Genomic DNA, 14,996 nt, shown 5'->3' on the forward strand with positions numbered 1-14,996 from the left:
TCAAAATTCGGTAGAAACAAAGAAAGTAGGCGGAATCGGGATGCCCGTAAATATCCGATTAGTGAAGGGTAATAATCAATGAGAGAGAATCACTCCCCACTGATTAAAGCCTCACTTTATTTTTTTACAAGCTTATTCATTACTTCATACAGCTTATTTGCTGCATCTGGAATACCTAGTTGCTTAGCAGCTAGCTTCATATTTTGTAATGTTTGTGCATCTAATAAAATCTCATCAATATCACGAATAAGTGTTTCAGCTGTTAAATCTTTTTCAAGTAACATTTTTGCCGCTCCTTTATCAACAACTGAACGTGCATTCTTTTCCTGATGATTATTGGTTACATACGGACTCGGTATTAACACACTTGGTTTTCCTAACGCTGTTAATTCTGCAAGTGTTGTTGCCCCAGCCCTTGAAACAACAAGGTCTACACCAGTTAGTACCTCTGGCATATTATGAATGAACGGCTTAATAATAACATTGCTTGGGTTCCCTTTTTGCTTAACGGCTTCCATCACTTTGTCATAATGTACTTCACCTGTTACATATAGTATTTCGTAGCTTTTGTTCCCAAACTGTTCAATTGCTTCAACGAAGGCATCGTTAATCGGTCTAGCCCCACGACTTCCACCAAATATAAGTACAGACTTTTTAGGAAGAGAAAGCCCAACTGAACGTTTCCCTTTCATTCCATTTTGATCCATTACCTCTGATGCCCGCGGATTACCTGTCATTACCACTTTTGACTCTGGAAAATGCTCTATAGCTGCTTCAAAACAAACAGCAACTTTATTTACATAACGGCTTAAAAATTTATTCGTTACACCTGGTACACTATTTTGTTCGTGTACAATAGTTGGAATACCTAATTTGGCTGCAGCGTATACAACTGGCCCACATACATAGCCACCCGTTCCAATTACGATATCAGGATTAAAACGACGAATATATCGTTTACTATCCTGTACACCTTTTAGAAAACGCATTACTGTTTTCACATTATCTAATGATATTTTTCGTTTAAATCCACTTATAACAATAGATTGAAATGGTACACCTGCTTTTGGAACGATTGTACTCTCTAGTCCATTTTCCGTACCAATATATAAAAATCTTGCTTCTGGATTTAACTTTTTTATTTCTCTAATTAAAGCAAGAGCTGGATAAATATGACCACCAGTACCCCCACCACTCACTAATACACGCACTACTAACTCCTCCGCTTCTTATTTCCATTATATTTATTTCTATATACATATTGCATTTTTACACACATACGAAAAACCCTGTCTTATAAACAGGGTTTAGTAGCGAGAATGGCGACTTATATTTAATAATACACCTACTGCCATTAACATTAATGTCAAACTTGATCCACCATAACTTAAAAACGGCAAGGTAATACCCGTAACAGGCATCAGTCCTGTTACAACACCAACATTAATCATTACTTGAATCGCAATCATCGCCACAATACCTACTGCTAAAAACGTACCATATAAATCTGGCGCTCCTAATGCGATACGAATCCCGCGCCATAATAATAGACTAAATAATAATAACACAAATGAACCGCCAATAAAACCTAATTCCTCGGATAAGATTGCAAATATAAAGTCAGTTTGTGGTTCAGGTAAATAAAGGAATTTTTGTCTACTTTGTCCAAGTCCAAGCCCAAATAATCCACCAGGTCCAATTGCGAGTAATGATTGGATAATTTGAAATCCACTTCCGAGCGGATCTGACCACGGATCTAAATATGATGTAATGCGTTTCATTCGATACGGTGCTGATGCAATTAACCCTATAAATCCTGCTACACCAATCAAACCAAACATTGCAAAGTGAAAGACCCTCGCTCCCGAAATAAATATCATAATGATACATGTCCCAACCATTACCGTTCCTGTCCCAAGGTCTGGTTGTAACATAATCATCCCAAAAGCAAGAAACACAAAACTAAGTGCCGGTAATAAACCACGTTTAAAAGATGTAATCAATTTTTGCCGTTCTGCTAAAAACTTTGCCAAGAAAATAATCATCGCAAACTTCATAAATTCTGACGGTTGAATCGAAAATGCACCGATTCCAATCCAACTTCGTGCTCCTCCTCGAACAAGACCTACTCCAGGAATAAGAACGAGAATAAGAAGAATGAAGCAAACTAGCAAAATCACTTTTGAATACGTACGCCACACCCAATAATCAATTTTCATAATAAAAAACATAGCTACTACACCAAGACCCGCAAACAGTAATTGTCTTTTTGCAAAAAAGAATGAGTCCCCCATTTTATAAGAGGCCCAAACTGCACTCGCACTATAAACCATAATCATTCCGATTGTCAACAATGAAAGTGTTACGATGATGAGAATAAAATCAGGCGTTTTCTTCATTACCCACAAACACCACCTCTTTAGGCAGAACCTTTTGCCCTATGTAACAAAACATCAGTAGGTGTTAGCCTACTGATGTTTTGATTTACTTTATATAAGTTTATGCACAGCTTGTATAAAAATGTCTCCTCTTTCTTCAAATGTTTTAAATTGATCCCAGCTTGCACACGCTGGAGAAAGAAGAACGACATCACCATCTTTAGAATGAGCATAAGCTTTCACCACTGCTTCATCTAAAGTATCGACACTTTCAATTATATCTAATCCCGCTTTTTCTGCCGCTCTTACTAGTTTAGGAGCTGTTTGTCCAAATGTTACAATCGCTTTTACATTTTTGAAATACGGAATTAAATCATCGAATTCATTTCCTCGATCAAGCCCACCTGCTAGTAACACAATCGGTTGTGTAAACGCAGATAGTGCTTTCTCAGTCGCTAACATATTCGTTGCTTTTGAATCATTATAAAACTTACGGTTGTTAATCGTTGTTACATATTCCAAACGATGTTTTACACCCGTAAAACGTTTTAACACGACCGTAATTGCTTCATTAGAAGTACCTAATAATTTCGCAATACTCATCGCAGCTAAAATATTTTCTAGATTATGTTGACCAGGTAAAACGATATCGCTTACTTCAACAACTTTTTCACCTTTGAAATAAAGAGCGTTATCTTTTATACACGCGCCATCTTCAATTTCTTTCGTTGTCGAAAACAGGATTTTTTGACCTTTAGAATACGCAGACAAAGCCATCACATCTGCATCATCCGCATTTATTACACTATAATCATTTTCTGTTTGATTTTTAAAAATATTTGCTTTCGCTAAACCATATTCTTTCTTCGTCCCATGATAATCTAAGTGGGCCTCAAATAAATTTAAAAACGCAGCAATTTTAGGTTGGAACAATTCTACTCCCATCAATTGAAACGATGAAAGTTCTGTAACTACAACTTCATTTTCTTTTGCATCCTGTGCTACTTCACACGCTACAGTTCCAATGTTCCCTGCAATTACAGGATGCTTTTGTCCTTCTTTTAGCATTTCAAATGTCAGCATTGTCGTCGTCGTTTTACCGTTAGACCCCGTAATCCCAACAAATGGTGCTTCTGAAATACGATATGCTAATTCAACTTCCGTAACAATCGGAATTTGCTTTTCTTTCGCAGCAACTAGTATTTGATTAGAATACGGGATTCCTGGATTTTTTACTACAAGAGAAATATTTCTCTCTAATAATTCTAAAGGATGTCCACCGCATACAACGTCCATTCCTTTTGCTTGTAATTCTGCAGCAAGTACATTCTCTGCTAAAGGCTTTCCGTCATTTACAATAACATTTGCCCCTAACTTTTGTAACAATGTAGCTGCTGCATAACCACTTTTTGCAATGCCTAATACAAGAATATTCTTATTTTGAAATTCAGTTACAGTTTTCAATTACATCCACACCCCGATATAAATTCCTAACACAGCTAATAAAAATCCTGCAGACCAAAACGTCACAACAACACGCCACTCTGACCAACCACATAATTCATAATGATGGTGTAATGGACTCATTTTAAAGACACGTTTTCCTGTTGTTTTAAATGAAATGACCTGAATGATAACCGATAAAGTTTCCATTACGAATACTCCGCCAATAATTACAAGTAGCAATTCTTGTTTTAATAAAATCGCTACAGCTGCAATGGCTCCACCTAAAGCTAATGAACCTGTATCTCCCATAAACACTTTTGCTGGATTCGCATTGAATACTAAAAATCCAAGTACAGCTCCTACAACTGCCATACAGAATATCGCTACTCCAAATTGCTCTTGTGCCACAGCAATAATACTAAATGCTCCAAATGCAATAGCAGCTGTTCCTGATAATAAACCATCTAAACCGTCAGTTAAGTTAACTGCATTCGATCCACCAATAAGCATAAATAGTACAAGTACAAAATACGCCCAACCTAATTCAAACTTAACATCCGTTCCTGGAATCATGATGTATGTGTGGAACGCTTGCCCTTTTCCAATTAAAAAGAATGCAATAGCAATAACAAGCTGACCTACTAATTTTTGTTTTGATGTTAAACCAAGATTTCTCTTCTTAACTACCTTTATGTAGTCATCTAAAAATCCGATCAATCCGTAACCAAATGTCACTAATAGTAATAACGAAACCTCTGCACCTAAATGATTAAACTTAATCGCCATAATAAGTGAAGTTACCATCATAGATACGTATATGACGATACCACCCATTGTCGGTGTCCCTGATTTTTTTTGATGTGACTTCGGTCCCTCATCACGAATACTCTGTCCGAACTTTAATTTTCTTAAAAATGGAATAAACAATGGCGAAAGGGCAACAGAAATTAAGAATGCTACCCCAGCCGTTACTAATAAACCTTGCTCAAGCACATGTAGTCCTCCTCTCACGTTGTTACTCTTCGTTGTTTAAACGCCCTGTAATTGCTTCTTTTGCAACTTCACGATCATCAAAATGATGAACTTCTTCACCAATAATTTGATACGTTTCATGACCCTTACCAGCAATAATAATGATATCATCTGCTTTCGCTTTAGCGATTGCATGGTGTATCGCTTCTTTTCTATCAATAATCACTTCATAATTATTTCCACGTGCACCATGTACCATATCATCTAAAATAACCGCTGGATCTTCACTTCTTGGATTATCTGATGTGTAAATTGCATGAGTTGCATATTTTGTTGCAACACTTGCCATTATCGGTCTCTTCGTCCGGTCCCTATCGCCGCCACAACCAACGATACAATACACACCACCTTTTGCAAATTGTTTTGCAGTTTTTAATACATTTTCTAAACTATCCGGCGTATGTGCGTAATCAACAATAACTGTATAATTTTGCCCTCCATCAACAACTTCAAAACGCCCTGGAACCCCAGCTAGTTCCTTTATAACAGCAATGATTGTTTCTAATTTCACACCCGAAACAAGTCCTGCTGCTGTTGCTGCAAGTACGTTATATACATTAAATTTACCTATTAATTTCATCGTAACATTTACACTTTCATACGGTGTGACAAGCGTAAATGTAGTCCCGCCACTCGTCATAACGATATTTTTTGCCATAATGTCACTTGTTGTATCAATACCATATGTTACAACTGTTGCTGCAGTACTTCTCATATACTCTTCTGTTACATTATCATCGCTATTCAGCACAGCGTACTTTTCACGATTATGATTATAACTATTGCCAAGCTGTGCAAATAGTAACCCTTTTGCATGTTTATATTCTTCCATCGTTTTATGATAGTCTAAATGATCTTGTGTTAAATTCGTAAACACCGCTACATCGTAATCACATCCGTGTACACGACCAAGATCTAACGCATGTGACGAGACCTCCATTACCGTGCTGTCCACACCTTGTTCAACCATTTTTGAAAACGTCTGTTGAAGTGTTAGTGCATCTGGTGTTGTATTTTTCACCTCAAATGTTTCATCACCGATTTTCATATTAATCGTTCCAATTAGCCCTGTTTTATGACCATGTGCTCGCATAATCTCATCCATAATATGCGATGTTGTTGTCTTTCCATTTGTACCTGTAATTCCGATTAAATGTAACTTGTGTGTCGGTTGACCATAAAAATAATCAGCTAAAACCGCTAACGAACGAAAAGTATTTTTCACAAGTACAACTGGAACGTCAACATCAATTGGTCTTTCCGCAACAATAGCAGCCGCTCCTTGTGCCGCTGCTTGCTTAGCAAAATCATGGCTATCAACCGTATATCCTTTCATACATACAAATAAGCTTCCCTCTTTCACTTTACGTGAATCAGCTTCTATAGATGTGATTTCTGGATTTTCTTTTGGAACAACTGGAAAATCATGCAAACATGATACAAGTGTATGCAACTTCATTTCACTAAACCCTCTCTACATTGTTTATTTATCTTTTTTCAGTAAGCAACACATTACCTCCTATATAAGGAGGTAAGTGCTACTGACCTATTTATGAATGAGACACTTACTGTCTCAAATTAAGTAACTGTTCTATAAAGAACTCACTTCCACCAATTGTACCATAAAACGTACTATGTTACCTTTAATTCCCGAAGTAAATTCTAATTTTTGAGCCTTCTTTTACTTTAGCTCCCGCTTCTGGTGATTGTTTAATTACTTTCTCTCCATCTCCACTTATATCAAGCTTCAAATCGACGAGTTGTGTTTGTAAGTCTTTCTTTTTCATTCCAATTAAATTCGGAACTTCTACAGTTGGTGTATCGCCCCATTTATATTCTTTCTCAACTTGTTCTTTTCTCGGTTTCACTCCCATAACAGGAAGCGCATCTCGAAGGATATTCCCGACAATTGGAGCTGCTACCACTCCACCAAACTGTGTAACCCCTTTTGGATTATCAACAGCTACATACACAACAATCTCTGGATCATCCGCTGGAGCAAATCCGATAAAAGATACTATATAATTATTCTCTAAATATTTACCATCTTTCACCTTTTGAGCAGTACCCGTTTTTCCACCTACACGATACCCATCAATATAAGCACCTTTACCAGAACCTTTCGCTACAACATTCTCTAATGCATAACGAACTTTTTCTGAAGTTTCCTTGGAAATAACTTTTCTTTTCTCAACAGGTGTCTTTTTACTAACAACTTGATTATTTTTCGGATCTATAAACTCCTTAGCTATATACGGCTGATACAATGTTCCACCATTTACAGCCGCCGCTACAGCTGCTACTTGTTGAATCGGTGTAACAGAAACCCCTTGGCCGAATGAAGTTGTTGCTTGCTCTACTGGACCAACTTTATCTAAATTAAATAAAATCCCACTGCCTTCACCTTGCAAGTCAATTCCAGTCTTCTGCCCAAAACCAAAATTACGAATGTATTTAAATAATCGGTCTTTACCAAGGCGATCACCAAGTTCAATAAATCCCGGGTTACATGAGTTTTGAACGACTTCTAAAAACGTTTGACTGCCATGACCTCCTGCTTTCCAGCATTTCAATCTAGCTCCACCTACTTCAGCTGCTCCATCATCATAAAACGTATCCTTCTCTAAGTCTACTAAATTTTCATTCAATGCTGCAGCTAATGTAATGATCTTAAATGTTGAACCAGGCTCATACGTACTCCATACAGGTAGATTTCTGTTATACACTTCTGGAGAGACACTTTGAAAATCCGCTGGGTCAAAACTCGGTCGACTAGACATGCCTAAAATTTCACCATTTTTAGGATTCATTGCAATCGCAATCATACCGTCAGGATTATAAGTTGACTCCGCAATATTCATTTCTCTTTCCATAATCCTTGTAATACGCGCATCGATTGTTAATCCTAAATTTAAACCAGCTTCTGGTTTTTTGAAATCATCACCAACATTAGGCATCCTTTGTCCTTTCGCATCTGCAAAAAAACGCACATGACCTTTGTCCCCATTTAGCTCTTTATCATAATATTTCTCTAGCCCCATAAGACCTTGGTTATCGCTACCTGCAAAACCTAATACATGTGATAAAAAGTTTCCAAATGGATAGTACCGGATAGAATCCTCTGCGATATACACGCCCTTCAAACTTAATCCTCGTACTTCTTTCGCTTTGTCATGTGATATTTTCCTTCCGCCTTTATCTAACCTTACAATTGATTCTTTTTTTGTAATCCTTTTATAAATCTCATCTTTTTCCACACCTAATACTGCAGCTAACTTCTCTGCAGTCTCTGCTGGTTTTTCAATTTGCCTCGGTACAACAAAGACAGTTGGAGCACTTTTATTCGTGGCAAGTTCCACACCATTTCGGTCTAAAATTTTCCCACGTTCGGGTTCAAAAGTAATATTACGACTCCATGAATCTTTCGCACGATCCGTTAACATATTCCCAAGAAAAAATTGCACATATCCAAGACGAATATCGATAATAGTGAAAATAAGTATACCTGATATAAGTATAAAAATAAGTCGTTTTCTAACTGTTACATTTGATACACGCATATCGGAACAAGCCTCCCTTACGCCTAGCTTGTTCCAATATATGCTTGTACTTATTTAATTAGAACTTATTCTCTTTTACCATTACGGCTTTTCTGCTTCTTGCTGTGGTTCGAGTGGCGGTACGAGTGTGACACCTAATTCTGTACCAGGTTGTAATAATGTTCCTTCCGCCACACTTTGTTCTGTTACGTATCCTGTACCAGAAGGTTTCAAGTTAAGCTGTAATGTCTTCGCTAAATTCATAACATCACGCAGTGCCCATCCTTGTATATTTGGCATTGTAGGCTTATCTCCTACCAAGAAGACTCGGTCGCCTTTTAATGTTTGTTCAGTCGCTTTTGGTACTTGTTGCTGTACTTTCCCTTCACCTAGTACGATTGGACGAAGTTTTGCTTTATCAATCGCTTTCCCCGCTTCAGCCATCGTTTTACCAGTTACATCTGGAACAGTAGTTTGTTGTTCTTTCAGATGTTTTTTCGGATCTTTCACTTCATTTGGCTTAATCTTTAAATACTCTAAACTATTTTTTGTTACATATTTAAAAATATCAGCTAAAGGTTGTGCACCGTTCTCATCATCTTTTAATTTCGGCTGTTTAACAGCTACATACACAACAAGTTGTGGATCGTCCATTGGTGCCATACCTAAGAATGAGAATATATAATTCTGTCTTCCTGTCATATAGCCCCCTTTTCCATCCGGAATTTGCGCTGTACCTGTTTTACCACCAACTGAATATCCATCAATTTTATAAGCTGTCCCTGTACCTTTCGGAGATGTAACAACACGTTCTAATAACTGTCTTACTTGCGCTGCTGTTTCCTTTGTAACAGGTTTTCCTACTTCTTCTGGCTTATGTTCTAATTTTACTTTGTCTGTTATTGGGTCTACAATTTTATCAATTGCATAAGGTTTCATCATTTTTCCATCATTTGCAATGGCCGTTGCAGCTTGTACAAGCTGAATTGGTGTTACAGTGGAACCTTGTCCAAAAGCTGTTGTCACTTGTTGTATTTGCTGATCAAATAAAATTGTATTCGATCCTTCACCTGATAAATCAATGTTCGTTTTTTCATCTAATCCAAAACTATGAATATATTTTCGGAAACGTTCTGGACCAAGTTTTTGATCTCCTAAAATTGCAAACGCTACGTTTGAAGAACGCTCTACCCCTTCATCAAACGTGATAGAGCCCCAACCAGCACCGCCGTTATGATCTTTTATTTTCCTATTTCCGACTTGATATGTCCCAGATTGATAATAATCTTGTCCTTTGTACACACCTTCATTAATAGCTGCCGCTAACGTGAAAATTTTCATTGTTGATCCAGGTTCAAATGCATTGGCAATTGCGTCATTATAAAAGTATTTATTATTCTCTATGTTCGGATCATAACTAGGTTTACTAGACATTGCTAATATTTTCCCCGTTTTCGGATCCGCCACAATTCCAATTAAACTTTCCGGCTCATAATGTTGACTCGCCGATTTCATCGCGTCTTCTAAATAACTTTGAATACGTTGATCCATTGTCAAATATACATTATCTCCATTTTTAGGTGCCTTCACATTCACTTTCCCACCGTCAAGAGATACCCCCCTACGATCACCTGTATAAGCTACCTCTCCATTTGAAGCTCCTAAATATTTATCCAAACTTTTTTCTAATCCAAATTGACCTACTGCAATTCCATCTTCATTCGGTTTCGCATGCCCTATAACATAAGATGCGAAATCACCATTTGGATAAACTCTCGCATTTTCGGTAATAAAAGAGACCCCTGGCAATTTCAATGCTTCTATTTGTTCTTTCTTTTCTTTCGTCAAGCCCTTACCTATCTTCCCAAATTCCACTTGACTTTTATCTTTATTTAACGTGGCTAAAATATCCTCTTCGCCTTTTCCAAGTACTCCTGCAATTTTCTTTGCAGTATCTTCTTTATTCTCAACAGAGTTAGCTCCTTTTAGCGCAGCTACTATTTTATAAGAGTTTGCGTCTTGCGCTAACACATGACCGTTTTGATCATAAATAGTTCCTCGGTTCGCTTCAAGAACTCCTTTTTTACTATGCTTTTGTTTAGCAAGTGCATCTAAATCCTGATTATGAACTGTTCCTGTTGATTGTATGTAAAAAAATCGGGCTAATAACAGCAAAAAGAGCAGGAGGAAAAATATCATAAAATAACCTGCTCCCTTATTGGTATGAAATTTAGTCATATTCTTCTTCATCGTTCCTTCACACCTATTGCCTTATTTGAGGCCTTTCACATTATTCGCATTAATTTCTAGCCCGTGTTTTTTTGCAACTTCAGCGATTCGTTCATAGCGACTTAACTTCTCTACTTCAGCTTGTAATTCTTGATTTTCTTTTTGCTGCTGTACAATTTTTTCTTCTATCGTCGCTGCTTCTACATTAACTTGATAAAGGCCTGCTTTATTTCCAATAAACGCGACACAGGCATACAATAAAAAGCCAATAAACGCTACATACAACAGTTTTTCGATTCTTGTAATTTTCGCTTTAACCTTCGGCTTAGCCATCTGCTGTGGGGGCGTTTGAATTTGCACCTCTTCTTGCGCTTGTTGTTTGTACTTTACAGCTAAATTAGTCATACCTCTCTCTCCCTTTTATCGTTTTTCAGCGATTCTCAACTTCGCAGAACGCGCACGATTATTTTCTTCTAGCTCTATATCAGAAGGTAAAATCGGTTTTCTTGTAATAAGCTTTAATTTCGGCTTAAATTCATCAGGAATAATCGGTAATCCTGGCGGCAATTGTGGCGTTGTACTATTTCGCTTAAACGTTGTTTTACAAATACGATCTTCTAATGAATGGAATGTTATAACACTAACCCTTCCACCTGGCTTAACCATCTCAATAGCAGATTCCAATGCTTCTTCAAATACTTTTAATTCATCATTTACAGCTATACGAATTGCCTGAAACACTCGCTTAGCAGGATGCCCACCCGTTCTACGAGCTGGAGCCGGAATACCTTCTTTAATTAGCTCTACTAATTCTCCTGTCGTTTCAATAGCTTTATTCTCACGATAAGCTTCAATTTTTCTTGCAATTTGTTTTGAAAATTTTTCTTCACCGTATTGGAAGAAAATCCTTACAAGTTGTTCATATGACCAGCTATTTACAACATCATACGCTGTTAATGGGGCATCTTGATCCATCCGCATATCTAGCGGTGCATCATGATGATAACTAAAGCCTCGTTCTGGTGTATCTAATTGTGGGGATGAAACACCTAAATCAAATAAAATACCGTCTACTTCTGTTATACCTATTTCCTGCAGTTTTTCAGCTAAATAACGGAAGTTACTCTTTACTGTTATAAACTGTTCACCGTATGAAGAGAACTTTTCTTTCGCGTTTTGAATCGCTATCTCATCTTGATCAAACGCTATTAATTTTCCACCTTCAGTTAATTGGGATAATAAATAAGAACTATGTCCTCCTCCCCCCAGTGTACAATCTACATATGTACCATCTGGCTTTATATCTAAGCCGTCTACTGTTTCCTTTAAAAGCACTGTTACGTGTTTAAACATTGTTGCACCTACTCTTTTTCCAATTAATTATGTTGAATGTATCCCTTCCTCTAAACACATATTTCACGCTTAGAGAATGAAATAATACGAAAGAACGACTCATTTAACTTACCAACAAAGGCAACATACTATACAAATCGCTATTTTCTTTTATTATATACTAAATTTTATCATCTTTTGCGGGAATTTAAATAAAAAACTGTCGAAAAAGCGAATAATACGTTTACATTTTGTGCTATTTTGTCATATATTTAAGTATCCAGCACAATTACCATATCCAACATTTTTTGATTGATAATTCAGAAAAAAATCACTTCACAGTAAATTCAACGGAATAAAAATAAAATCCTGCTCCAAAGAGCAAGATTTTATAGTTTTATAACATGATGTTTTCCGTCCCAAGAAAAAGGGTTTTCCATTACACGATCAACGAAATCCAAACCAAACTGATTTAAATAATAACATACATTCCACACACGTTCTTGTGGTGCACCTAATGGACGAAGTGCGAATTGTATACGACGGAATTTATTTAGCTGAACCTCATACTTTTTCTCAACATTTCTTTTCAACATTCTTTCCAGCAGTTCAATTTGTTCATTAATTTTCAATTCGTTTTTCCCTGCAAACGCACCTAACCCTGGCTCTATTTTCTTTACAAATTGCTGTAAAGATGTATGAATATCAGCAATTTCTTTTTTCGCCTTTTCAAAATGATCATCAATCGGTTCCTCTATTTGATTGGACAACCAGTTTTCACGCAATTTATCGACATCATTTAAAAATGGATCACTTTCTCTCAATTGCAAATCAAATAAATCTGTCGCTATATCTCTCTCCATATAAGTAATTGTAAGACGAGGAACGACAGGTGGCATTTGAAAACCGACAGTATGGAATACTTGTTGTAATTCACTCCAATAAGCTAATTCTCCTGGACCTCCAATAAATGCGAGCGTAGGAAATACATACTCTTGCATAAGAGGACGTGTTACAACGTTATTACTAAAACGCGCCGGATTTCTCTCCATCTCTTCAATCAACTCTTCGTATGAAAAGGAATGCGCCCCATCCTTTCCAACAAACTTACCTTGATGCTCTTCAAGCAATACTCGTTCATTATTTATTTCCATGAATATATGCACTGCATGAGACTTCGTTTCAATAATCGGTTTGTATCCTAGTTCTTTAATTACTTCCTGCTGATTTCGAAGGCCCTCTTGTACCTCTTTATACTTACTTATAACTCGCTTAAAAAATGGAATTTCCAACTTTCTTAATTCAGGATGATGTGAATCAACAAGGATTAAACCAGAATTAGCAAAGATTTTCGTAATAAGATGAGCAAAGAAATCTACATACGTATTCGATTTTTTCAAAGCATCATCAACAAATTTTAATACATCCTTCGTAAAATTTGTTTCTGGGTATGTTTTAAAAATCTCTTCAATCCAATTTCTACAATCTTCAACAGAAAGTTCAGACTCAGAAGCACTCGCCTTTTTCGGATTACGGTCATAAAAAATTGTTTTTTTCAACTTTTTATTTTTCGCTACGAAAGTATGGTTAATCTCATCCATATCATGGTCTTCACCCGCAATCCAGAAGACAGGGACAACTTTAACTCCTAAACTTACTTCCTTTTCCTTTGCAAGCTGTAAAATTGAAATAACTTTATGAATTGTATAAAGCGGTCCAGTTAATAACCCCGCTTGTTGTCCAGCTATAACAACATATGTATTTTCATCTCCAAGCGCTTTTACATTTTGAATTGTAGATTCTCCCGCTTGTAATTTTGTATTATATTCTAATAAATGCGCTACTAAATCTTGGCGGAAAAACTCCCTTTCACGCAAATCATGTAAACGTTGTTTAAAAGCATCTTCTGTTAACACATAATCAAAACATGACTGTATCTCTTTTTTACCGTTCATATAGTCCGCTACAACACCTTGTTGCGGAACAGAGATTTCTTTTATCTCCATATAATTCTTCCTTTCGTATCCAGTTCTCTCACCAATCCACATTGTAGTCAATGTTTCACGTAAAAGCAAAGAATAACACTTATACTCTTGTTTCTAAACCTTTTATTGCATCGAACAAAAATTGAAGTGTCGGAGCTGTTCGTTGCTGTTTCTTAGCTTCTTCTAATACATATCCAACAATCGCATTAATTTCCGTCTGTCTATTCGCTCTTACATCCGCTAACATAGAGGATGTATTACGAGACGTTCCTTCACACACATTTCGTACCATTTGCCATATCATTTCTTTTTCTCCTCTAATAAGAAATGCGACCTCCTGGAACACTTGCTCCATCATTTGATAAAAAAAACGATTCGTGATTAATTCACCATTCTTAACTCCCAATAATGCTGTCAACGGATTGATACATACATTTACTACTAATTTTTTGTGCATAATCTCTTCCCAATCCGTTTCTATTTGAACTGGAAAATAAGCAACAGGAAAATAATTGAATATTTTTTTAAAATGTATAGATTGACCACAAACCACTCCAAATTTTGTTACCCCTATCCCAGTATGATGAACGATATGCCCTCCCTCTTTTTTCGCACCATGTTCTACAATACCAACAGCTATATTTTCACTCCCTATGTTCAGCATCTTTTGAAGATGCGACATTCCGTTTTGCAAAAAGATTAATGATGATGCCCCTTCCACAAACGGTAGTATGTCATCTATATGATATTGCTTCACAGCAACAAATATATAATCTAAATTTTGCGCTACCATACTTTCTATCGGTAAAACAGATGGATATACTGTTTCACATCTTCCATCTCTAATACAAGTTACACCTGTTTCCTTCAATTCTTCCGCCTGCTTAGCCGTCCTAGTAAACAACGTAACATCTTGGTTATTTTTTTGTAAATAAAATGTATACAATAGACCAATAGCACCTGGTCCGACAATTCCAATTTTCATTTTCACACAAGGAATTCACATTAAGTGCCCTTGCCTTCCCCCCTTTATATCTTTTTAAAGCACATGAGCA

Annotated in this window: 11 protein-coding genes; all 11 read right to left on the reverse strand. The window is 36.6% G+C overall.

All coding sequences use genetic code 11. The features are described 5' to 3' along the window. Positions 1-116 precede the first annotated feature (116 nt). The 11 genes from murG to panE all read right to left on the reverse strand — a co-directional run bounded on the left by murG (position 117) and on the right by panE (position 14,926). Complete coding sequence (murG, locus tag AXW78_RS18550; RefSeq protein WP_001265422.1) at positions 117-1,211, reverse strand: undecaprenyldiphospho-muramoylpentapeptide beta-N-acetylglucosaminyltransferase; 1,095 nt, start codon at positions 1,209-1,211, stop codon at positions 117-119. A 96-nt stretch (positions 1,212-1,307) separates the two neighbouring features. After that, positions 1,308-2,399 carry a stage V sporulation protein E gene (gene spoVE, locus AXW78_RS18555; RefSeq protein WP_000753519.1) on the reverse strand — a complete coding sequence of 364 codons (1,092 nt, stop codon included), beginning with the start codon at positions 2,397-2,399 and terminating at the stop codon, positions 1,308-1,310. A 90-nt stretch (positions 2,400-2,489) separates the two neighbouring features. After that, positions 2,490-3,842 carry a UDP-N-acetylmuramoyl-L-alanine--D-glutamate ligase gene (gene murD, locus AXW78_RS18560; RefSeq protein WP_000860130.1) on the reverse strand — a complete coding sequence of 451 codons (1,353 nt, stop codon included), beginning with the start codon at positions 3,840-3,842 and terminating at the stop codon, positions 2,490-2,492. Beyond that, positions 3,843-4,817, reverse strand: a complete 975-nt coding sequence (gene mraY / locus AXW78_RS18565) for a phospho-N-acetylmuramoyl-pentapeptide-transferase (protein ID WP_000893057.1) — start codon at positions 4,815-4,817, stop codon at positions 3,843-3,845. Positions 4,818-4,839: 22 nt separating this feature from the next. Beyond that, positions 4,840-6,315: a UDP-N-acetylmuramoyl-L-alanyl-D-glutamate--2,6-diaminopimelate ligase gene (gene murE, locus AXW78_RS18570; protein WP_061884520.1), complete on the reverse strand. Its 1,476-nt coding sequence runs from the start codon at positions 6,313-6,315 to the stop codon at positions 4,840-4,842. A gap of 184 nt (positions 6,316-6,499) precedes the next feature. Further along, complete coding sequence (locus AXW78_RS18575; RefSeq protein WP_001266234.1) at positions 6,500-8,416, reverse strand: stage V sporulation protein D; 1,917 nt, start codon at positions 8,414-8,416, stop codon at positions 6,500-6,502. An 81-nt stretch (positions 8,417-8,497) separates the two neighbouring features. Continuing rightward, positions 8,498-10,594 carry a penicillin-binding protein gene (locus AXW78_RS18580; protein ID WP_061884859.1) on the reverse strand — a complete coding sequence of 699 codons (2,097 nt, stop codon included), beginning with the start codon at positions 10,592-10,594 and terminating at the stop codon, positions 8,498-8,500. A 72-nt stretch (positions 10,595-10,666) separates the two neighbouring features. Beyond that, positions 10,667-11,029, reverse strand: coding sequence for a cell division protein FtsL (gene ftsL, locus AXW78_RS18585; protein ID WP_000182804.1), 363 nt, complete (start codon positions 11,027-11,029; stop codon positions 10,667-10,669). A 15-nt stretch (positions 11,030-11,044) separates the two neighbouring features. Next, positions 11,045-11,977 carry a 16S rRNA (cytosine(1402)-N(4))-methyltransferase RsmH gene (gene rsmH, locus AXW78_RS18590; RefSeq protein ID WP_000472508.1) on the reverse strand — a complete coding sequence of 311 codons (933 nt, stop codon included), beginning with the start codon at positions 11,975-11,977 and terminating at the stop codon, positions 11,045-11,047. Positions 11,978-12,345: 368 nt separating this feature from the next. Continuing rightward, complete coding sequence (bshC, locus tag AXW78_RS18595) at positions 12,346-13,962, reverse strand: bacillithiol biosynthesis cysteine-adding enzyme BshC (RefSeq protein ID WP_000403070.1); 1,617 nt, start codon at positions 13,960-13,962, stop codon at positions 12,346-12,348. Positions 13,963-14,041: 79 nt separating this feature from the next. Beyond that, positions 14,042-14,926, reverse strand: a complete 885-nt coding sequence (panE, locus tag AXW78_RS18600; protein ID WP_002164156.1) for a 2-dehydropantoate 2-reductase — start codon at positions 14,924-14,926, stop codon at positions 14,042-14,044. Positions 14,927-14,996: the final 70 nt, after the last annotated feature.

It is taken from the genome of Bacillus thuringiensis (genome assembly GCF_001595725.1).
In the GTDB taxonomy this organism is placed as follows: Bacteria; Bacillota; Bacilli; order Bacillales; family Bacillaceae_G; genus Bacillus_A; species Bacillus_A thuringiensis_K.

Bases quoted from the DNA above. Each gene is read 5' to 3' on its own strand.
- spoVE (WP_000753519.1), bottom strand. From the start codon at position 2,399: ATGAAGAAAACGCCTGATTTTATTCTCATCATCGTAACACTTTCATTG.
- murE (WP_061884520.1), bottom strand. From the start codon at position 6,315: ATGAAGTTGCATACACTTGTATCATGTTTGCATGATTTTCCAGTTGTT.
- AXW78_RS18575 (WP_001266234.1), bottom strand. From the start codon at position 8,416: ATGCGTGTATCAAATGTAACAGTTAGAAAACGACTTATTTTTATACTT.
- AXW78_RS18580 (WP_061884859.1), bottom strand. From the start codon at position 10,594: ATGATATTTTTCCTCCTGCTCTTTTTGCTGTTATTAGCCCGATTTTTT.
- ftsL (WP_000182804.1), bottom strand. From the start codon at position 11,029: ATGACTAATTTAGCTGTAAAGTACAAACAACAAGCGCAAGAAGAGGTG.
- rsmH (WP_000472508.1), bottom strand. From the start codon at position 11,977: ATGTTTAAACACGTAACAGTGCTTTTAAAGGAAACAGTAGACGGCTTA.
- bshC (WP_000403070.1), bottom strand. From the start codon at position 13,962: ATGGAGATAAAAGAAATCTCTGTTCCGCAACAAGGTGTTGTAGCGGAC.
- panE (WP_002164156.1), bottom strand. From the start codon at position 14,926: ATGAAAATTGGAATTGTCGGACCAGGTGCTATTGGTCTATTGTATACA.